20 protein-coding genes and 1 pseudogene are annotated in these 21272 nt (G+C 45.4%); 11 read left to right on the top strand and 10 right to left on the bottom strand.

What is annotated here, in order from left to right:
* From AC4MRV_RS16105 to AC4MRV_RS16075, 7 genes and pseudogenes are all read left to right on the top strand, one after another.
* Positions 1-184 (top strand): annotated as a pseudogene (locus AC4MRV_RS16105) (4Fe-4S binding protein); the annotation flags it as partial.
* On the top strand, positions 184-1230 hold the full coding sequence (gene rsxD / locus AC4MRV_RS16100; protein WP_491188342.1) for an electron transport complex subunit RsxD: 1047 nt from the start codon (positions 184-186) through the stop codon (positions 1228-1230). The pseudogene AC4MRV_RS16105 and the gene rsxD, both read left to right, overlap by 1 nt.
* Positions 1231-1238: 8 nt before the next feature.
* Positions 1239-1874 carry an electron transport complex subunit RsxG gene (rsxG, locus tag AC4MRV_RS16095; protein WP_491188341.1) on the top strand — a complete coding sequence of 212 codons (636 nt, stop codon included), beginning with the start codon at positions 1239-1241 and terminating at the stop codon, positions 1872-1874.
* A complete protein-coding gene (locus AC4MRV_RS16090; protein WP_491188340.1) occupies positions 1867-2556 on the top strand; it encodes an electron transport complex subunit E in 690 nt (229 codons plus the stop codon). Before rsxG ends, AC4MRV_RS16090 begins: the two co-directional genes overlap by 8 nt.
* A gap of 30 nt (positions 2557-2586) precedes the next feature.
* Positions 2587-3228: an endonuclease III gene (nth, locus tag AC4MRV_RS16085; RefSeq protein WP_491188339.1), complete on the top strand. Its 642-nt coding sequence runs from the start codon at positions 2587-2589 to the stop codon at positions 3226-3228.
* A gap of 11 nt (positions 3229-3239) precedes the next feature.
* Complete coding sequence (gene gloA, locus AC4MRV_RS16080; RefSeq protein WP_491188338.1) at positions 3240-3656, top strand: lactoylglutathione lyase; 417 nt, start codon at positions 3240-3242, stop codon at positions 3654-3656.
* 114 nt (positions 3657-3770) lie between these two features.
* Complete coding sequence (locus AC4MRV_RS16075) at positions 3771-4208, top strand: DUF2753 domain-containing protein (protein ID WP_491188337.1); 438 nt, start codon at positions 3771-3773, stop codon at positions 4206-4208.
* Positions 4209-4262: 54 nt separating this feature from the next.
* Here the strand turns inward: AC4MRV_RS16075 and motY are convergent, their stop codons facing one another.
* The gene (motY, locus tag AC4MRV_RS16070) at positions 4263-5144 is read right to left on the bottom strand and encodes a flagellar protein MotY (RefSeq protein ID WP_491188336.1); all 882 of its coding nucleotides are present in this window, start codon (positions 5142-5144) and stop codon (positions 4263-4265) included.
* Positions 5145-5368: 224 nt separating this feature from the next.
* Here motY and rnt point away from each other — a divergent pair, with 224 nt between their 5' ends.
* Both rnt and AC4MRV_RS16060 read left to right on the top strand, forming a co-directional pair.
* Complete coding sequence (rnt, locus tag AC4MRV_RS16065; RefSeq protein WP_491188335.1) at positions 5369-6031, top strand: ribonuclease T; 663 nt, start codon at positions 5369-5371, stop codon at positions 6029-6031.
* Positions 6032-6055: 24 nt separating this feature from the next.
* The gene (locus AC4MRV_RS16060) at positions 6056-7381 is read left to right on the top strand and encodes a Na+/H+ antiporter family protein (RefSeq protein WP_491188334.1); all 1326 of its coding nucleotides are present in this window, start codon (positions 6056-6058) and stop codon (positions 7379-7381) included.
* Positions 7382-7454: 73 nt separating this feature from the next.
* Here the strand turns inward: AC4MRV_RS16060 and bamC are convergent, their stop codons facing one another.
* On the bottom strand, positions 7455-8483 hold the full coding sequence (gene bamC / locus AC4MRV_RS16055) for an outer membrane protein assembly factor BamC (protein WP_491188333.1): 1029 nt from the start codon (positions 8481-8483) through the stop codon (positions 7455-7457).
* 54 nt (positions 8484-8537) lie between these two features.
* On the bottom strand, positions 8538-9416 hold the full coding sequence (gene dapA, locus AC4MRV_RS16050; protein WP_491188332.1) for a 4-hydroxy-tetrahydrodipicolinate synthase: 879 nt from the start codon (positions 9414-9416) through the stop codon (positions 8538-8540).
* A gap of 286 nt (positions 9417-9702) precedes the next feature.
* Between dapA and AC4MRV_RS16045 the strand changes: the two genes are divergently transcribed.
* Together AC4MRV_RS16045 and bcp are read left to right on the top strand one after the other, a co-directional pair.
* Positions 9703-10245: a glycine cleavage system transcriptional repressor gene (locus AC4MRV_RS16045; RefSeq protein ID WP_491188331.1), complete on the top strand. Its 543-nt coding sequence runs from the start codon at positions 9703-9705 to the stop codon at positions 10243-10245.
* Positions 10246-10257: 12 nt separating this feature from the next.
* Positions 10258-10728, top strand: a complete 471-nt coding sequence (bcp, locus tag AC4MRV_RS16040) for a thioredoxin-dependent thiol peroxidase (RefSeq protein ID WP_491188330.1) — start codon at positions 10258-10260, stop codon at positions 10726-10728.
* Between the two features lie 112 nt (positions 10729-10840).
* On the opposite strand, the gene AC4MRV_RS16035 is transcribed toward bcp, so the two are convergent.
* The 7 genes from AC4MRV_RS16035 to AC4MRV_RS16005 all read right to left on the bottom strand — a co-directional run bounded on the left by AC4MRV_RS16035 (position 10841) and on the right by AC4MRV_RS16005 (position 21202).
* A complete protein-coding gene (locus AC4MRV_RS16035) occupies positions 10841-12364 on the bottom strand; it encodes a carboxylesterase/lipase family protein (protein ID WP_491188329.1) in 1524 nt (507 codons plus the stop codon).
* 52 nt (positions 12365-12416) lie between these two features.
* Positions 12417-14465: a TonB-dependent receptor gene (locus AC4MRV_RS16030; protein WP_491188328.1), complete on the bottom strand. Its 2049-nt coding sequence runs from the start codon at positions 14463-14465 to the stop codon at positions 12417-12419.
* A 490-nt stretch (positions 14466-14955) separates the two neighbouring features.
* The gene (locus AC4MRV_RS16025; protein ID WP_491188343.1) at positions 14956-15762 is read right to left on the bottom strand and encodes an ABC transporter ATP-binding protein; all 807 of its coding nucleotides are present in this window, start codon (positions 15760-15762) and stop codon (positions 14956-14958) included.
* Between the two features lie 34 nt (positions 15763-15796).
* Positions 15797-16855, bottom strand: a complete 1059-nt coding sequence (locus tag AC4MRV_RS16020) for a FecCD family ABC transporter permease (RefSeq protein ID WP_491188327.1) — start codon at positions 16853-16855, stop codon at positions 15797-15799.
* 1 nt (position 16856) lies between these two features.
* Complete coding sequence (locus AC4MRV_RS16015; RefSeq protein WP_491188326.1) at positions 16857-17870, bottom strand: FecCD family ABC transporter permease; 1014 nt, start codon at positions 17868-17870, stop codon at positions 16857-16859.
* A 42-nt stretch (positions 17871-17912) separates the two neighbouring features.
* Complete coding sequence (gene fepB / locus AC4MRV_RS16010; protein WP_491188325.1) at positions 17913-18833, bottom strand: Fe2+-enterobactin ABC transporter substrate-binding protein; 921 nt, start codon at positions 18831-18833, stop codon at positions 17913-17915.
* A 56-nt stretch (positions 18834-18889) separates the two neighbouring features.
* The gene (locus AC4MRV_RS16005; protein ID WP_491188324.1) at positions 18890-21202 is read right to left on the bottom strand and encodes a penicillin acylase family protein; all 2313 of its coding nucleotides are present in this window, start codon (positions 21200-21202) and stop codon (positions 18890-18892) included.
* Positions 21203-21272 lie beyond the last annotated feature (70 nt).

Below are 21272 nucleotides of genomic sequence, written 5' to 3'. Positions count from 1 at the left end.
CGCTAAAGCGCGCAAAGCTGCTCAGCAAGAGGAAAACTCTCAAACTGAAGAGACTGCCGAAGAAACGGGACAATCTGACGATCCAAAGAAAGCGGCTGTTGCAGCTGCCATTGCCCGTGCTAAATCACGTAAAGCCGCTCAGCAGCAAGAAAAAGAACAGAAACAATTTGAGGAGAAAGAGTAGTGGCCTTCTTTATTGCCAGCTCACCACACGCGCACAGTCGTCGAAGCACTCCTGACCTAATGAAGTGGGTAGCCTTGTGTGCGCTACCCGGCTTGTTTGCCCAAACCTACTTTTTTGGCTGGGGTACTTTCATTCAATTGGGGCTCGCTATCATTGTTGGACTGAGCTTAGAAGCTCTCGTCATGGTAATGCGCAAACGTCCACCTATGTCCGCATTAAGAGATAACAGTGCGCTTGTTACTGCATGGTTACTTGCGATTGCTATTCCACCTCTTTCTCCGTGGTGGGTTGTTGTTATCGGCTTAATTTTCGCCATTTTGATCGCTAAACACTTGTACGGCGGTATCGGTCAAAACCTATTTAATCCAGCAATGGTTGCTTACGTCGTATTGCTGATCTCCTTCCCCGTTCAGATGACGAGCTGGATTTCACCCAGTGAACTTCAAGCCACTTCTATCTCGGTCGGAGACGCTTTTTCGCTGATTTTTTCAGGTTTTAACCTTGATGGACTATCACTCCAGCAGATAAGAACGGGGATTGATGGCATCACCATGGCAACGCCACTCGATGCATTTAAGACAGCCTTACATACAGGTAGTACAACAAGTGAAGCACTCTCTCAACCTCAATTTGGCGCGCTAGCAGGAATTGGCTGGGAGTGGGTCAACCTTGCTTACCTCATTGGTGGCTTGGCGTTAATTAAGCTACGAGTTATCAACTGGCACATTCCAGTTAGCTTCCTAGTTGGCTTATCAGTCATGAGTGGCCTATTTATGCTCTTCACCCCAGGTGAAACGGCATCACCAATAGTACACCTGCTCTCTGGCGCAACCATGCTCGGTGCCTTCTTTATTGCTACAGATCCGGTATCAGCCTCCACCACAGTCAAAGGCCGGTTAATTTTTGGCGCCTTTATTGGAGCTATGGTATTCATTATTCGTAGCTGGGGTGGCTTCCCTGATGGTGTCGCTTTCGCTGTCTTGCTGGGCAACATGTGTGTACCTTTGATTGATTACTACACCAAGCCTCGTACCTACGGTCACTAAGGAGCAGCATGTTAAACGCAATTCGTAAAAATGGTGTCGTGCTTGCTGTATTTGCCTGTGCTTCTACAGGCTTGGTAGCCTTGACCCACTACTTAACTAAAGATCAAATCCACCAGCAAGAGCAGGCTCAGCTGTTGTCCGTGCTTAATCAAGTGATTCCGCACGAATTACATGACAACGATTTATATCAAGCCTGTACTTTGGTTTCTGACTCAGCCTTAGGGACTGATAAGCCGATGCCTGTCTACATGGCAACTATTGCAGGTCAACCTTCTGCGCTTGCTATCGAAGCAATTGCGCCTGATGGCTATAATGGTGCTATTAAGCTGATTGTAGGCATCAAGCAAGATGGTAGCGTATTAGGATCGCGCATCTTGAGCCACCAAGAAACACCAGGACTGGGTGACAAAATAGATCTACGAGTCAGTGATTGGATTTTAGGTTTTGCCGGAAAAACCTTGACCGATGAAAACGAATCCACTTGGAAAGTTCGTAAAGACGGTGGCCAGTTTGATCAATTTACCGGAGCAACCATCACCCCGCGTGCGGTGGTCAAAGCGGTAAAAAATACGCTTCAATACGTAAATGAACACCGTGAACAAATTCTCAGCCAACCTCTAAACTGTGGAGGCAACAATGAGTGAGCATAAAACTCTGATCAAAAATGGCATGTGGGACAACAACCCTGCCTTGGTACAGCTGCTAGGATTATGTCCCCTGCTGGCGGTTTCTTCTACTGTAACCAACGCACTTGGTCTTGGGATCGCGACTCTACTCGTTCTGGTTGGTTCAAATGTAACTGTTTCACTGGTTCGCGATTACGTACCAAAAGAGGTTCGTATTCCTGTATTTGTTATGATCATCGCCGCGTTGGTAACCTGCGTTCAACTTTTAATGAATGCATACGCTTATGGGCTTTATCTGTCACTGGGTATATTCATTCCGTTAATCGTGACTAACTGCATCATCATCGGCCGCGCCGAAGCTTTTGCCTCAAAAAACGATGTGCTACCTTCCGCGCAAGATGGTTTCTGGATGGGCATGGGCATGACAAGTGTCTTGGTACTACTGGGCGCGATGCGTGAGTTAATTGGTATTGGCACCCTATTTGATGGCGCAGATCTGTTACTTGGAGATTGGGCCAAGGCGCTGCGAATTGAAGTCTTCCAATTCGACAATAGCTTCTTACTTGCTCTACTCCCGCCAGGCGCATTCATTGGTGTAGGATTACTGATCGCATTGAAGAACATCATTGATAAGCAGCTTGCCGCACGTCAACCAAAACAAGAAAAACCGACGATTGAGCGAGCGCGAGTAACAAACTAATAATAAAAGTACACTGGAAAGCAGCCTCACATGAATAAAGATAAACGCCGTCAAATCTTAGAACGGTTGAGAGCAGATAATCCAAATCCACAAACTGAGCTTAACTGGAGCACCCCTTTTGAACTCTTGATTGCGGTACTACTTTCTGCTCAAGCAACCGATGTAAGCGTCAACAAAGCGACCGATAAGTTGTATCCGGTCGCCAATACACCACAAGGCTTGTTGGACCTAGATGTTGATGGCGTCAAAGAGTACATCAAGACGATTGGATTATTTAACTCAAAAGCCGAGAACGTCATTAAGACCTGTAAGATCTTAATAGACCAACATGGTGGCGAAGTACCTGAAAACCGTGAAGCACTCGAAGCGCTTCCTGGCGTTGGTCGTAAAACGGCGAACGTGGTACTCAATACTGCATTTGGCTGGCCGACTATCGCTGTTGATACTCATATTTATCGAGTCTCCAATCGTACTAAGTTTGCCATGGGCAAAAATGTCGACCAAGTGGAAGAGAAACTGCTTAAAGTTGTGCCGAAAGAATTCAAATTGGATGTCCATCACTGGTTAATTCTTCATGGCCGCTACACGTGCGTCGCGCGCAAGCCTCGCTGCGGTAGCTGTATTATTGAAGATTTATGCGAATTTAAAGAAAAAGTCTATCCAGAAAACTAGGAGAGTCAGCAATGTCAAACGGACGCATTCTACACACCATGCTACGAGTGGGAGATCTCGATAAGTCGATCAAGTTCTACACTGAAGTTATGGGTATGAACTTACTTCGAACCAATGAAAATAAGCAATATGAGTACACGCTCGCATTCCTTGGCTACGGAGATGAATCTCAAGGCGCAGTCATTGAGTTGACCTACAACTGGGGCACAAGCGAATACGATTTAGGCACCGCCTTTGGTCACATTGCGATTGGTGTTGACGATATCTATACAACGTGTGACGCGATTAAAGCAGCCGGTGGTAATGTCACTCGAGAGCCAGGACCAGTAAAAGGCGGTTCGACTCATATTGCTTTCGTGAAAGACCCAGATGGCTACATGATCGAGCTCATTCAAAACAAATCAGCTTCTGCTGGGCTAGAAGGCTAAGCCTTCCAAGCCGACAATTCTATAAGACAGCAATGCGCTGTCTTATTTTTTAGTCTTTACTTGATAATAATTATCATTTAATCTCAATCTATTCATATCGAGGAGGTTGAGAACATGGGAATTGCAGAGTGGGAGAAACATACATTGCTTGCAGATATGGCAATGAATGATGAGGATCACTTGCGAAGTATCCTTCACTACCAACAAGCTTTGACGCTAAGTGAACGTATTGGCGAAGCAAACGAAGTCGACGTTGAAGACCGACTAATGATTTCAGTGATTTCTTGTCACAACATGGCGATGTTCTGGCGCCAGATGGGTGATGTAAAATATGAACTCAAGTATCTGCAACTCGCTTCAGAAAAAGTCCTCACTCTGGTACCTCAATGTCCAAATAGTGATTGCGACGCGTTCATCGACTCGATGGGTTGCTGTAAGAAAGCGCTAATAGAATTTATGAAGCGTCACCCAAATCCAAAGATAGCCCAGCTAGTTCAAGACATCGACACTGCGACCAACTGTAATCTAATCGCCAAATTCCGTCTAAACTAAACAACACATCAAAATGTAAAAGAGCCAGCATTTGCTGGCTCTTTTTGTGAATATCTATACCTGTGTTCTGCCTAACGAAATCACCACTCGTCGGTTTCTATCTTTTCCTATCGGTGAGGCATTGTCATCAATTGGCCGGCGCTTACCATACCCCTGCACTTGAATGCGATCTTCTGGCAGCCCTAATGATTTAAAGTAATTTTGCAGCACTTCAGCTCGTCTTTCTGATAAGTTTTGACTTGCGCTCTTTGTATCTTCTGCATCGGTGTAGGTTGAAACCAGTACTAAGTCGATATCCTGATTGTGGCGAATATACTCAGCTATCTGAGCCAATCGCTTCTGGGACTGTTTGTTCAGTTCGACGCTGGTTCTATCGTAGTGAAGTATCGTAAAAGCAATGTCTTCAAAGCTATATGGCAGTAAGTTAGCAATACAGTCACTAAACACATTGTAGGAGCTCTGGAACAAAACAGACGATAGAGCGACTTCAACTCGTTCATCACGACTTTGCCACTCTTGGTAGCTAAATGTTGGGTAACGCCCTTTTTCTAGCTCACTTAAGATGCTCCACGCGGTTTGACCTCCGACATAACCATCAAACTGTTGGAAAAATCGGATATTGGTAATGCGATTTGCCCCTTCGCCTGGTCGCCAAGCTGGCGGCATTGATGTTAGCGAAACATCTCGAGTTTTACCCATAGGGCGCTTCATCTTGAGCTCGAAATCCAAATTTATCTTTTTGCTCGCGTGGGATGAGAATACGGCATCGCCATAATTTGGAATGGGGTGAACCATACGACACTCCAACGGCGTGTTCGCTATCATTTGCCATTGAGACTGTTGTGGGGACGCCACGTAACGTACGTCCATCGCAAAGCTATGATTAGCAATAGAGGCTAATGTCAATGTCAGTCCGGTAGCAAACAGCTTTTTCATAGTGTGTTGATTCTCTTATACAGCATGATTTGAGGCGTAATTTTGCCGCACTCAATAGATACGTTAGTGTTAATGCAAGAAGCTCGCCAATCTCCCTGTAACTATGCCTAAAGAAAGAACAAACAAATCCATCAATAAAGCTTCGTGATTAATTCGACAATGCGGTTTTGCTTGCTTAAAGAATCTGCAATAATGCTGCCCTTGTCACATAATATTAGACCAACATGACTGTAGAAAACGAAGCACTGACGCTAAAAAAACGATTTCGAGGCTATTTCCCGGTAGTCATTGACGTTGAGACCGCAGGGTTTAACGCCAAAACCGATGCACTATTAGAAATCTGCGCCGTCACCCTAAAAATGGACGAAAACGGTGATCTCCAGCCTGCTTCCACTATTCACTTCCATGTTGAGCCATTTGAAGGCGCAAATATTGAAAAAGAAGCGCTGGATTTTATTGGTCTGCGCGACCCATATAGCCCACTTCGTGGCGCTATTCCTGAATCAGAAGCCCTCAAAGAAATATACAAGCTGGTACGCAAAGAGCAAAAAGCGGCAGACTGCAGCCGAGCAATCATTGTCGCCCATAACGCTCAATTTGATCATAGCTTCGTTATGGAAGCCAGTGAACGTAGCAAGCTTAAACGAGTCCCTTTCCATCCCTTCGCAACATTCGACACCGCGACTTTAAGCGGTCTGGCTTATGGCCAAACTGTTTTAGCTAAAGCGTGTAAAACCGCGGGGATGGAATTTGACAACAAAGAAGCCCACTCTGCTCTCTATGATACTCAAAAAACGGCAGAGCTTTTTTGCGGCATCGTTAACAAGTGGAAAGCCCTTGGCGGCTGGCCACTCGTTGAGTCTGATGCTGACAATAATAATGAATAAGTAAACACAACAAATGAGAGAACTATGAATCCTGTTGTTATTTCCGTATGTATCATGCTGTTACTAGCACTGATGCGCGTGAATGTCGTGGTCGCCCTCACATTCAGTGCCATCGTTGGTGGTTTAGTTGCAGGCATGAGCCTTAACGACGCTATTGCTGCTTTTGAAAGCGGTCTCGGGGGCGGTGCAACGATCGCACTAAGCTACGCCATGCTTGGTACTTTTGCCGTCGCTATCTCAAAATCTGGTATTACCGACCTTCTTGCCAACAGCGTTATCAAACGCATCCACGGCCAAGAAAATGGTACAGCCTCTACAGGCCTTAAGTATGCTGTACTTATTGCACTAGTGCTCGTAACGATGTCGTCACAAAACATTGTGCCTGTACATATCGCCTTTATTCCAATTTTAATCCCACCTCTACTGGGCGTATTCGCTAAGCTGAAACTTGATCGACGCATGATCGCTTGTGTGTTGACCTTTGGTCTCGTCACTCCTTACATGGTTTTACCAGTCGGATTTGGTGGCATTTTCTTAAACAATATCCTGTTAAAGAACTTGCATGACAATGGTCTAGAAAATGTCGTTGCTAGTCAGGTTCCTGTCGCAATGCTACTACCTGCGGCGGGCATGATTTTTGGCTTACTTACAGCCATTTTCTTCAGCTACCGTAAGCCACGTGAATATAAAGAAACTGAGTTGACTCATATTGAAGAAACGCCTAAAGGCATTAATAAAAAGAATATTTGGGTTGCCGCTGCGGGTATTGTTGCTGCTTTGTCAGTTCAACTGTCAACGGGCTCAATGATTATCGGTGGCCTTGCTGGATTTATGGTATTTACCTTCGGTGGCGTGATCGCGTGGAAAGAAACACACGATGTCTTTACCAAAGGTGTTCATATGATGGCGATGATCGGTTTCATCATGATTGCAGCAGCAGGCTTCGCAGCGGTAATGAAGCAAACCGGCGGAGTAGAGTCTCTGGTAGAAGCCCTTTCAACTAGCATTGGCGACAACAAGCCTATGGCCGCTTTGCTGATGCTAGTCGTTGGTCTTCTGGTTACTATGGGGATTGGTTCATCATTCTCGACAATTCCAATTCTTGCGACCATCTACGTACCACTTGCCGCTGCATTTGGATTTTCGCCAATGGCTACTATCGCACTTGTTGGTACCGCTGCTGCACTCGGTGATGCGGGCTCACCAGCTTCTGATTCTACTTTGGGCCCAACGTCAGGCCTAAACGCTGATGGTCAACATGAACACATTTGGGAAACGGTAGTCCCTACTTTTGTTCACTACAATATCCCACTGATCATCTTTGGTTGGATTGCAGCTATGACCCTTTAGGCCAATAGAAACACAAAAAAAGCTGACTTAGGAAACTAAGTCAGCTTTTTTATTATCTCAGCGTAACGGTAAATTACTCTTGGTTGTTTTTACCCGCTACAGCGCTCAATACTGGCACCATATCTTTCAGTAATTCTTCTTCCACTGGCTTACCTGAGGAATCCGTTACGTTAATTGACGTACGGTTACCCAAGTCACCAAACAAGAAGGTGTAAGTACCTGAACTTAAACCAATTGGCTTAACGCCGATTTCTGTCCAAAACTCATCATCTGGTGATGCGTATTTCGCTTTAACAGTACCTTGAGATTGATTACGCTCCTCAATGGTAAAGCCCATATTTGGTAGCAATCTAGGCAAGCGCTGCCAAAGTACGTTGTATGGTGTACGCGCAATAATCACAGGGAAGCCACTGCGGTCTGAGCCCATGGTGATTGGGATGTGTTTTACCAACTCTTGCGCTTTTCTTGCCGCTTCTTCACGCAAGTCCAGATCGTAGCGTGCAGTTACCAAGTTAGTCATCAGCGCATTGTAACGTTCTTTGTTGGTCTGGGTCACAGCCATCTCTTTACCGGCTTCTTTCCAATCAATCAAAGAGATTTTAAAGCCATGTCGACCACCAGCTTTCACACGATCGATTTCGTAACGAGCGCCTAGCTCGTTATCTTCGTCTTCTGATTTCCAAATGACCCAATCCGTCTCAACACGAGTTGCTGTTTGTTCGCGAATCGCTATGTTTTGCTCTTCCAACATCTTAAGTGCGGTAGCCCAAACCGTATCAAGTTCACTTTCGCGCAACAGCCACAGTGTGGTTTCACCCTGTTTGCGCTCTGCTCGCGCCCCTGGGATCAACTCCAGAACTTGCTGTGGTGGGCGAATATCAACTTCTTTACCGATTCCGCCTGCAAACTCTCCCTGAGGGATTTTGTAATTGGTGTAAAACTGAGGTGTTGCATCCTCAGGGATCTTCCACTCTTCTAGCGCTGGGGTATCTAGATACTCAAAGTCATCTTTCGCCTGACGGCGCTGAGTTGCGTTACCAGAACATGCTGTTAAAACAAAAACAGCTAGCGAACTGAGAACTAGCTGGTGAGACAATTTCATTGAAACTCCTGATAAGTAAATGCCGAAGAGTGTTCTTCGGCAATTCTTCCTAAATTAGTAGATGCAGGCTTCTGTCATCGCTTGCGCCACGATAGGGCGAGCACTCTCTGACAACTCTGTCAGCGGCAGGCGAAGGTCACCATTTGCAATTAACCCCATCTTGTGTGCTGCCCATTTCACTGGAATTGGGCTCGACTCAATGAACAAGTTTTTGTGCAGAGGCATCAAGCGTTGGTTAATAATTTCCGCTTCTTCAAACTTGCCTTCTTTTGCAAGTCTGAACATTTTCGCCATATCTTCAGCAGCAATGTTGTTTGTTACAGAGATCACACCTTGACCGCCTTGTTTTACAAATTCAAGGCCTGTCGCATCATCGCCACTTAGTAAGATAAAATCTTCGCCACAAAGTTCACGATGAATCGCAATTCTTCCTAAATCACCCGTCGCATCTTTCAAAGCAACAATGCTGTCAATTTCAGATAAACGCGCTACGGTTTCAGGCAACAAGTCAACGGCTGTACGCCCTGGGACATTGTAAAGGATCTGAGGCACATCACTCTCTTCAGCAATGGCTTTATAGTGTTGGAACAAACCTTCCTGAGTTGGTTTGTTATAGTAAGGCGTCACACTCAGGCAACCTACAATGCCAGAGTTATTCAACAAACGGCTAAACGTTACTGATTCATGTGTTGCATTTGCACCTGTACCCGCAATCACAGGAATACGGCCTTCTGCAAATTCCACGGTTTTTAAGACAACCTTGACATGCTCTTCAATAGTTAACGTTGCAGACTCACCCGTGGTGCCGACAGCAACGATACCATCTGTGCCCGCGGCTACATGATAGTCGACAAGCTTCTTCAAGCTAACATAGTCTACTTCGCCATCATGATTAAACGGTGTAATTAACGCTACGATACTTCCTGAAAACATGTCCTTCTCCCTCATTTGTTACTTTCTGCATGGTACTGTAAGGCGATTGAAAAAGACAAGCGATTAACTGCGCTTAAACCGCCTAAATGAATGAATATTTATCATATGTTAGATATTTGGCAAGTTACGCCTTTTATTTGAAGCTTTGTCAGTACCGAGTAAGGAAAATCAGGACGCAATTTCAATTGTACAAAAATGATTCTAAAGCGTGCTCATACCATTTTTATCACCGTCATCTGTGCTAAGCTAACGAATTAATAATCCTAACAAGATAATAAGTGAGACTATGACTCAACATTTGGTGATTACTGCGGTCGGAACCGATCGCCCAGGTGTGTGCAACCAAGTTGTTCACCTGGTCACTCAGTCTGGATGCAACATTGTTGACAGTCGCATTGCTCTCTTTGGCAATGAATTCACCCTGATAATGCTACTTTCTGGCAATAACGCAGCCGTCACACGTGTTGAGACAACTCTTCCGCTGCTTGGCCAAGAGCACAACCTCATTACAATCATGAAGCGCACCTCAACCCATGCGCCTCTAGATACTTCTTACACTATGGAAGTGTTTGTTGAGTCTGACGACAAACCTGGCTTAACTGAGTATTTTACTCAGTTCTTTGCTGACAAAGAGATTGGTATGTCATCGCTTAGTGCGCAGACTATCAACAAAGACAAGGTCGGCGCAGAGTCAGACCAGTTCCATATTGCGATCACTGCAAGTGTTGACTCCGAGCGAAACATAATGCAACTGCAAGAAGAATTTGATGAACTTTGCCAGCGATTAGCCGTACAAGGCTCACTTAACTTCATAAAAAACAGTCTATAAAAAGGAATCTAAATGAACACGTTAACTGCAGGCTCGCCAGCACCGGCTTTTTCGCTATTGGACCAAGATGGCAATACTGTGTCACTCAATGATTTTGCCGGTAAAAAGGTGTTATTTTACTTTTACCCTAAAGCCATGACGCCAGGTTGTACCGTCCAAGCGCAAGGTCTGCGCGATGTAAAAGCCGAGCTTGATGCGCACAATGTTGTGGTACTAGGTGTGAGTATCGATCCTGTTAAGCGCTTAGGGAAATTCATTGAGCGCGATGACCTAAACTTCACGTTGCTATCTGATGAAGACCATGCTGTCGCTGAACAGTTTGGCGTTTGGGGCGAGAAGAAGTTTATGGGCAAAATATACGATGGCCTACACCGTATTAGCTTCTTGATTAATGAAGAAGGTGTTATTGAGCACGTCTTCAATAAGTTCAAGACCAAGACTCACCATGAAGTTGTATTAGATTACTTAAACGAAAACAAGTAACTCTTTACTTGTAAAAGGAGCCGGTGCTACCGGCTCTGCTTTAAATATTTGACATAACACCAGCTGATTGCACTTACCACCACATCCAATTTAATACCACTTGGCTTTAACGTTACAACTTCAAATATCCTTTGTTCATTGCAAACTCTTTGTCGAACAATCGGTGCAATACCTTATTTCGCATATCAACTTTTGCTTCGGTCGTACTGTCAAATACCATGATCACATCATCTTTACTCGAGTACGCAGGCCATAAAGGCAATTGACCGCCATTCGGATTACCTGTTTTAGCAAAGTTGACCCAAGCGCTCGACATCAATTCAGCCAGCTCCCTATCCTCTTTAGCCCAAGGTCTATCAACGGTATCAAGATTATTAAAGGCATAGACTAAATCGCCCATGTGGTACGCTCCGTGCTGCGAGCTAAACTCACCAGGAGGGGCCTTACTAAATGAATAAAGATAAATAGGTTCAGTGCCCGACTTATTTTGCTGAAATGCCCACTTTCGCGTCCCCCAGTGGATTGACTCTGTTTTTATCGAAACAAAGTTAGCCCATGCTTGACCGTCTGTTTTGGCTGGATATAGCTTTAAATACTCTTGTGCATAGTCACCAAATAAGCTTTTCGCCCAGCATTCAAATGAGTCTAACTTGACGACATCATAAGGAATTGTCGCCGCTTCCTCTGAAGTACCACCTATCAGCATAGGCACATCAAGTTGCTGCCCTTTATCGTATACGTTAGATACGCTCTCGGTAAGCAGCCAGCCATCAACAACTGGCCACGCTTTATAGGGTTGTGCCATCAACTCTTCAGGTGAGAGCTTTCTAAGTTGGCGAATAGAAGTCACGCCTAAACTGTTCGCATATCGAATTCCTGATGCTTCATTACTTTCAAGCGTTGCATGACCTTTCATCGCAAATACTGAGCCACTTTGTGCAATAATCTTGTGGAATAGCCCTTTTGCTTTCGGCGATGCGGACAATAAATGTGCGCTGATTGCACCCGCTGAAAGTCCTGAAATAGTGACGTTACCCTTATCACCACCAAACTGACCGATATTGCGCTGCACCCATTTCAACGCTGCGATTTGATCAAGTAAGCCATAATTTCCTGATGTGTGATTTGGCGATTCCTGTGTTAATTCCGGATGCGCCATAAACCCCATTACACCGACTCGGTAGTTAATGGTAACCACCACCACGCCTTTTTGGGCAAGCGCTGTACCATCAATGGAGTCATCACTGCCCGACCCCCAAACAAAACCGCCTGGGTAAAACCACACCAAAACCGGTAACGATTCGTTATCAATTGCTTCTGGCGCCCAAACATTGAGATACAAACAATCCTCGCTATACACATGAGGTTTAGGCAGAAACTCTTTTTGATAGAAAGACCCTTTTTCAGGCAGCGTTTGAATACTTGACGCGCCGTATTCCTTGGCACTGCGGACACCTTGCCACTTTTTAACAGGTTCAGGTGCAGCCCAGCGTAGATTACCGACTGGTGGCGCAGCAAAAGGAATACCCTTAAACACTGAGATATTGGTACCGCGGTTAACGCTTCCTAATAGCGTACCGCTCTCTGTTTCAATTTTTTTGTCATGTGCGTCAGCAAAAAGTGGAGTTTGAAACATAAATGAACACTCAAAAAAGGCCAACATCTTCAATGCTGGCCTGAGTTTGGATTTAAAAATCAAGCTGCACTAATAAGCCTACTGTGCGCGCTTTTTGTAGTAACGGAGAATCTGTATATACCACGCCTCTAGCTTCATAGAGGATCACGTCGTCAGAATCAAATAGGTTATTCGCAAATAACTTGGCATGACCGTAATCGAAGAAATAAGAAATCGAAGCATTTGCTGTGGTGTAACCAGAGATCTTTCCTATTTCATCATTGTCCGTCGTTGAGTAGTAATCACCAACGTACTGAACGTTACCATTAAACTCAAAATCACCGATCCAATAGTTCAGTCCAGCGACTCCTGTAAATCCTGGCGCACGAGAAAACTCTTTGCCATCATAGATACTCTGCGTGTTATCGCTGATTTCAGTTTTCAATAGGCCCATGTTGGCAAAAACACTCAATGCTTGTGTTGCATACCAATCCATTGTGGCCTCAACGCCATAAGATTTGGCATCATCCAAATTCGAGATCTCTGCGCCAGTTAACTGTTGCAAATTGTCGTAATCGTTATAGAACACATTAGTTGTCAGCTGCAGGCTTTGATCCATTAAGCGATGACGCGTAAAGAATTCATAGTTCCAAACGGACTCTTCTTCAAACATGTACGTAGACCGTGCAATGAAATCAACGCCAGCACCACCTGTGCTAAACCCTTTTGAGGCGCTCACACCAAAGGTATTGTTTTTATTTGAGTGCCACGCCAAAGCTAACTTAGGTAAGAAATCGTCATAGGTCTTATCAAGCTCTAAAGCAAACGGGCCATCCCCCCCCTTCCTAAAACGTTTCTCACTTTCGTAGCGCCCGACCGCTGTTAGTACCAAGCTTGGGGTGAGGTTATAAATGGCTTGTAAGTAAGCCGATTGAGTCTTGGTTTGATCCTCGTAGGAACCCATGCCATCAATAAAGTCATCTTGGCTATTACTGAAATATCTCGCCCCAACTAGAAGATCCAGTTGCTCTGAATCAGAGACATATCTAAGCGTTGGCTCGATATGGTATTCCTTACCTTGAATTTCTGCAGTGAATCTATCACCTGTCGGAACAATACGTTTGATTTCAAAGTCGCTATAGTTGGTGTTAAATGCAAGTTCAACGTTAGGTGTCAAACCATAAGTCACATCCCAAACATAGCTATTCGTATTTCCTTCAGACACCGGACGCTTCGAAGGGAACGGGGCAAACGGCGAGTCATCAGGCTCATACTCCCCCTGTGGAGCACGATGGTCATTGTATGAAATGCTCAGCGTTGAAGACAGATCTGAGATTTTACTTGGCTCAACCAGTAACTTAGCTCGAACAACATTTGATTCTATTTCTTTGGAATCACCCGCAGGCTCGTAACTAACCAGTGCGACTGAACTTTCTTGATACTGCCTATCAGCACTAATACGAAATGCGACCTGATCATCCACTAGAACATCGTTATACATGATGGCGGTCTGCTTGAAGCTATTGTTTCCTACACCGCCTTTAGCTGAAAACTGACGCTCAAAAACAGGGGCGTTGGATTTCAATACTACCGTACCGGCAATGGAGTTTCGGCCCTGAATATAACTTTGGGGGCCAAGATAAACCTCTGCCTGCTGCATATCCCACATTGAGTTTTGCCCATAAGCAAGTTCATTGTAGGTAAGTGCTCGTCCATCTAAAGAGACATTTAGCCTCGGTTTTGAACCTGAAATGAAAGCAGCAGCCCCCACCCCAGGTCCGGAGCCATCAACCCCTCGTACTGTCGCAATCTGGTTACCATAGCCAGTATCAACAATGTTTGGGCTCATTCTCAGTAAGTCCTGAGTCGTACTAATGCCCTTTTCCTCCATTGAGTCTTGGTCATAAACGACAACACTAGCGCTGGTTTCTTGGAGTGAACGTTCAGATTTGTCGCCGTATACCACCATAATAGGTACTGTACTGTCTTTGATCTCTTCAGCGGCAATGGCAAACCCTGCCGGCATACCAACACAGGCAACAGCAATTGATGCTGCTAAGGCATTAAGAGGGAGTCCGTTCTGTTGGCTTTTAGCTAAGCGCTCCATGCGTGATGATTCCATTTGGTCATTCTCCTAGAGTTTGTAGGACGCCGTTTTACGAGCACTGATGGCTTGCGTTGCCTCGATTTTTAATTCGTGAGGGCACGTCGTCGCACTGCTTTATTAATTTTCCGACACGTGAGTCACGTGACAATTGTAATAAGGTCATGCATTAAACAAGTGGTTAACCCAGATTAGGGATTACTACTGGTCATCCATTCCTCTGATTTTTATGGCCTAATTATCTTGTTATAGAACTTGTGATTTTGATAATCATTCTCATTGGTGAGCCGTATATTACTAAGGGTCTCCAGTACATACTTCTGAATTTGTGCTTTTTGTACGGGTAAGCGCATTGAGTGGCGAAAAGCTACTACGTTGGTGAACTTTGAGAGTTTTACAGTAGGTAGAATGGCGAAAAACCCGATGATTCAAAGAACACTCATCAGGCCAAATTAGGATGCTATCTTTTTATATGGGCACAGAAGTTCAGAACCCCATTAAATTCGGCTCATACGACATCTGCTATCAAGGGAGCTTTGGGGACGATCATAGGCGAGCTTGTGACTGGATCAGGAATAATTACGCTGTCTAGACCGAACACATGCTTAACCAAAGACTCGGTCATAACTTCATCTGGTGGACCTTGAGCAACAATCTCCCCGCAACTCAATACAATCAGGTTATCGGCGTAACGGCAAGCTTGGTTCAGATCATGCAGCACAGCAACGACTGTATGCCCTAGCTGTTGTTTGAGCTTTTTAAATAGCTCAAGCAACTCTAATTGATGAGAGATATCTAAATAGGTCGTCGGCTCATCTAACATTAGAATGGGAGTTTGCTGTGCCAGTAGCATTGCAATCCAGACCCGCTGCCGTTGGCCGCCAGATAAAGCATCAACCGTATGCTCGGCAAACTCTTCAATACGTGTTACTTGCATCGCTTGTTTAACCGCTTGCTCGTCTTCTATGCTCCACTGGCTAAACAGCCCTTGATGCGCATAGCGACCACGTGAAACTAACTCTTCAATCGTCACCCGTTCTGGAGTGGGTGAGCTTTGAGGCAGGAAACCTAATAGTTTAGCGACCTCTTTGCTTGGCATGCGCTGGATCTGATCGCCATTGAGAATGACATTACCCTGCTTTGGGTTCAATAAGCGGCATAGACTTTTTAGAAGAGTCGACTTTCCACAGCCATTTGGTCCAACAATGACCGTTAACTGCCCAGTTGGTATAGTCACATCGAGAGCTTCACATATGATTTTTGAGCCATATCCAAGCGTGAGATTTTCAGCACGAAGTGTTGGGTGTCCATCCATTACAGAATCCAAAATAGTCATAACACGTTATTAATTATCGGCTTCTGGTGATAAGCCAAAGTAAATAAAACCCACCAATAATTCCGCACACTCTTCCTATTGGTAAGTTCACATCAATTGGAATTAGTTGAGTAATAAGGTCGGAAATCAGCAGTATCAACGCGCCCATCAGCGCCGAAGAAATTATGGGTAAGCCTGAGGTGTTTCTTAACCGAACCATCAGCTGCGGAGCAGCTAAAGCGATAAATGCAATTGGTCCAGTAGCAGCAGTTGCTAATGCCGCGAGTGCGACACCGATTAACGTCATTATCAGGCGTAATTTTAAGACCCGAACACCTATCGACTGGGCACGTAACTCACCGAGCTCTAATCCGGCCATTTCCGCTGTAAAGAGCTTGGCTAACGGCAACAACAAGATCACTCCAGCAAACACTGCAACTGCATGATCCCATGTTCTGGCATGAAGCGACCCAGCCAACCATAAGTTACCCGTAATCGCACTATCTATCTCTCCTTTAACCAACAGTAGGCCGTTAAATGCACTGAGTATCGCACCAACACCAATACCCGTTAACACCAGATTTTGTCGCTTGATGGTGCCGCCTTGATAAGATAGAAGCAGCACTACCAAAGCAGTTGCTAGACCGCCGACAATCGCTCCAAGCGCTATTTGAACAGAGCCACCAGCAAAATAGATGATTTGGATGAGAGCACCAGCTGCCGCTCCTGAGGTAAACCCGATAATGTCGGGAGAACCTAATGGGTTACGCGAGATAGATTGAAAAATCGCGCCAGCCCCCCCGAGTGCTGCGCCTGCAAATACAGCAGTGATCACTCTCGGCAAACGGATATCCCACAGTATTTTGGCTTGAAAGCCTGCCTCAGCGCCCTCCGAAGACCATAAAACCGCCAGCACCTGATGAACAGTAATCGGTAGTTTACCCACACTGAGAGCGAACAAAGTAAGAACACATAAACTTAAAACCATGATCGCTGCTATCGATACATTCTTTATGTTTACGACAACCGACGCTGATTTGTATCGCAAGGCGTACAAATATTGAGAGGAAAGTACCTTAGTAACAGTAAACACACTAACGCCTAATTAAGTACAAGAAGAATGGTCCGCCGATTAATGCCACCATGATGCCTGCGCTTATTTCATCCGGATAACCGACAAGACGGCCCAATATATCGGCAATAAGTAGCAATAAAGCTGAAATCAGCATACAGGCAGGTAGGAGTTTTTTATGATCGGTGCCAACAATTAACTTGGTAATATGAGGTGCTGTCAAACCAAGAAAGCTGATGGGGCCCGCCGCTGCCGTCGCACTGCCCGCCAATATTGTCACAACAATAAATGCACCCACCCAAACAAATGTCGGGTTAACACCCAGCGTCACGCCTTTTTCAAAGCCCAATACAATTGAATTTAGAGGCTTAGCTAACGCCAATGACAACAGCAGACCTACCGCAATAAATAGAGAAACGGGAGACAGCACGTCATAGCCTCGCCCTTGCAATGAGCCAACCGACCAATGTCGATACTGGTGAAAGACTTCTTGATGGCTGTTAATGGTGATTAGGCTAGTAATGGCTAATAGCATAATCGTTAAGGCCGTGCCTGATAGGACAACTCGCACTGTATCGACCTTTCGCCCTTTGCCAGCAATGAGGTAGACCATAGACCCAGTAATTGCCGCACCTAACAATCCTAACCACACATAAGTTGATAAGCTTGTCAGCCCGAATAGAGAGATGCCCAGCACAATCATGGTCATCGCCCCTGCATTCACCCCAAGGATCCCTGGATCAGATAAAGGGTTTCGAGTGAGCGCTTGCATGATGACGCCTGAAACACCCAGCGCTGCGCCCACAACTACGGCTAACAAGGTTCTTGGAATACGCAAATGATGAACAATGAGGTGTTGAGAGTTGTTGCCATCAAAATGAACAAGCGCTTCTAGAGTTGTTGCCACTGCAATATCTCGGGATCCAACAAATATGCTGATTAGCATTAAAGCTGGCAAACTGATAAGAGCAGCAACTAACCCCATGTTTACTGGTCGTTGATTTCTTCGAGCAACAGGTTGAACTAGTTGATTCATTTCAATAGAAATACCGTTTCTGACACTCTCGAGGCTGTTGACCTAACGACCAAATCGCCCAAGCATATTTTTGATGATCTCTCTGGAGCTATAGAGATCCACTCGAAACGTACTCTCCCCTAGTCCATAAACTTGCTGTTTTTTCACCGAAGGTAAATTTGCCAATACCACATCCGACATCAAACTCTGAGCTCGCTCATCAGAAGCTTCAAGTAAAAAGCTTGTTTCAGCGCTAAGTTCGGTCAACTTTTCATAGTTAACCAGTACAAAATCGCTATGAAAGGTTGGTCCGGTATGCCAACCATCATCCGGTGATTCGATCTCAAACCCCAGTGCCGAAAGTAATAGTCCATGCGCCCCTTCTGTTTTTGCTACTGCACTGGTCACCCCCGGGCCATGGTAGCTAATAATGTTCGCTCTCCCATCAGGCAAATTTAATTGAGCCTTAGCATCTGCAACCAGCTGGTCAAAGTCAGCGACCGTCTTTTCAACATGCTTTTCATTACCCAAGGCAACACCCAGTTGCTTGGCTAATTCCTGCCACGATTGAGTGCTGTAATCGACAATAATGGTTGGGGCAATAGAGCGAAGATCTTCAACTTGATTAAGCGCCGAGTCAGCTCCAGATTTAGATACAACTATCAGATCCGGCTGCTCAAGGTAGGCTAATTCCAAATCCACGCTACCAGCAGGCCACAATTTCTTTACAGCACGTTGATTAGCAACTGACCGCCATTGTCCAAAATATCTGCCAGTCGTATCCGTAGCCGTTGCAATTAAAGGTGCATCAATGGCGAGTAAGGTCCCCGTGACAGTGACTGAGGTCGATAGCACCCTAATCGGCTTGCTTGGAATCGTTGTGGTACTTCCATCTGCATTAACAAAGCTCTTGGGCCATGCGAGTGCGATTGTTGAAGTGGTCACAGAGAGCAAAGCGACCAAAACTAAAATTGTATTTTTCATCAATAATGTAAACTCATAAGTAGATACGTTAAACATAACGAGTTAATTGGATTAGATTAGCGAGCTTGGTCTGCTCCTGTGATCGTAACTTTATTGGCAATGTTGACGCTCTCCCACTCCGTTGAGCTATACGGCATTGGGTATAGCTCTTTATCAAGGAACATTTTTAACTGACGTGTGCGCGCTTTTGAATCTACACCGTCACGCTGACCATGTGCTAATAACACCTGTGGGGAAATCGCACCATCCTGCCATTGAGTTAGCTGAAGATAGGCAGTGCCAAACAAGATGTAGGCGAAGCCGTCACGAGTTAATTCCGCAGGCATTTCTCCGTTGAGAATACCTTGCTCGTAAGATCCACCGTGCATGGCTATTGGGTGTTTATCTGCGTTCTGATAGAGGACGCTTCCCCACTCAGAATCTAGAGCAAAACCCAGTTGCTCTAACTCTGTCACTGACTGTGCCAGTGCTCCCAATATCACTTTCTGGCTTTGTGATGTAGTTGAGATCTCTGAGTCCACTTCTGGGTCACCAAATCCCGTCACCCTAACCAGCTTGGCCTGAACTAGCTTACTCCAAAGCTGATGGAACAATAGTGCGCCACGACTCTCCGCGTTGTTCCTTCGATCCCAGTTTGCTAATACCTGAAATGCATGCTTTGTTGCCTCTGAGCAATCACTCGGCTCTAGAGTCAAAATCCAGTCAAGGAACGTCTCAGCAGCGTAGTTGCGGTTATCAAACACTACCTGTAGAGCCTGAAAGGCACTTATCTTGCCGTTCGAACTGATCTCTGCCATTCGCTTATATGACATTATCAAGCGAGGATCATAGTCGAGCCTAGCAGCGGCTAATGTACGTTGCTGTTTATGCTGGCCAAATACCGATGGGTAGTCTGGCTGCTTATGACCAAATTCGCTGAACTTATAGCTATTGTTGGTATTGTGAATGATGCCTCGAGAGACAATGTTGGGATAAAACGACTTACCCGCTTGTAATGGTCTCTGGTTTTGATCACGGAACGAGTTTTTTGTTTGGCTTCCATCCAAAACGTTAAACGCCACGCCTTCAATACCGACGTGAGCGTCTTTCATCTCTTCGTCGGTGACTGGTGGAACATTGCCCGCGACCACGTAACCCACATCGCCATGCTTGTCTGCTACAACAAGTTGGCAAAGTACGCCGCGGTTATGTTCTATCTGCTCGATAAACTCTCGAGTCGAACGAGCCTTAGCCGCCGACAAAAATTGATCCAAACCCTTCGCATTCTTCTCACCAGGATTGGTGATGGCATACCAGCCTGCTGGTTTGTTTGGAGATTGAGGAAGCTTGAAAAGTGTCCCTAAATGAGATTGCGCAAACTGGAAAGACTTCGTCGCAATTTCACCAGATTCTTGCAAGATTTCAATGTCGATGCTGCGCATAGTCGCAGACTGATAATCACCATCCATCAAGTACCGAATCGAGTCTCGTGCATGTTTAACCTCCATTCGCTGCAGAACGTAAGGTGTGACTGTCGCTGCATCCAAGATGCTCCAAGAGACATCGGCATTATACCCAGTCAGTGGTAGCGGAAAGCCTAAAAAAGTAGAGCCTGCTACATCAAGTTCACCTGGGATCGTCAGGTGACACTGATGCATGTAAATGCGTAATTGATGTGGGTTTCTTTGCCAAGCCGAATGGGGGTTACCCACCAAGATAGCACCGCCACCTTCAACCACATCGCCACCATAAGCCCAAGCATTGCTGCCAAAACCTCCTTCGACTTCTACTGGCGCGTCATGAGGCGATACACCGTTGCTTGACGTCCTAACATTGATACCTTTGGCGGTGGTGACTAAATGCGGGCCAATTTCAATCAACTCCTTCATTACTCCAAAACGCATGGTAAAACGCACAACGTCATCAACCTCAAATCGAACCATGGGTTCTTGACCGACGATCTGCTGGTATTGTGTCTTAGAGAGGTTATCAACAAAGTAATTTAGGCCATTTACATAGCCCAAAATGTAATCTTGGGTTTCTGGGTTTAATCGTTCAAGCTCTTCTTTTACCCATTCTTCTGGAACCCTAAGTTTGAACATTAAGTCAGAGTTGAGATTAGTCGTTTTGAGAAAACCTAAGGTTGAGAAGGCCTCTGGCCCATAATATTTCGATCGCTGACCACGCATTGCGATCGCCTGCCCAACGAGCTCAACCAACCTATCTCGGGCATGAGCATATCCATAACCAAACCCTAAGCTTTCATAGTTATCAGCTTGGATACGCGGCACGTCCATGTCGCTCCAAACGATCTCCACTTGGTCAAATTTCCCCATGTTTTCATAGGCTAACGTTTTGCTCTCTGGAACAGACTGAGAAAACTGAGTCATGCTATTTTTGATCCTAAAACACGTGATTTCCCGACACTTGCCCACAACTAATTTAAACAACAAACGAATC

The sequence above is a fragment of the Vibrio sp. genome (genome assembly GCF_984391705.1).
This window is presented reverse-complemented; position numbering and strand designations above follow the sequence as displayed.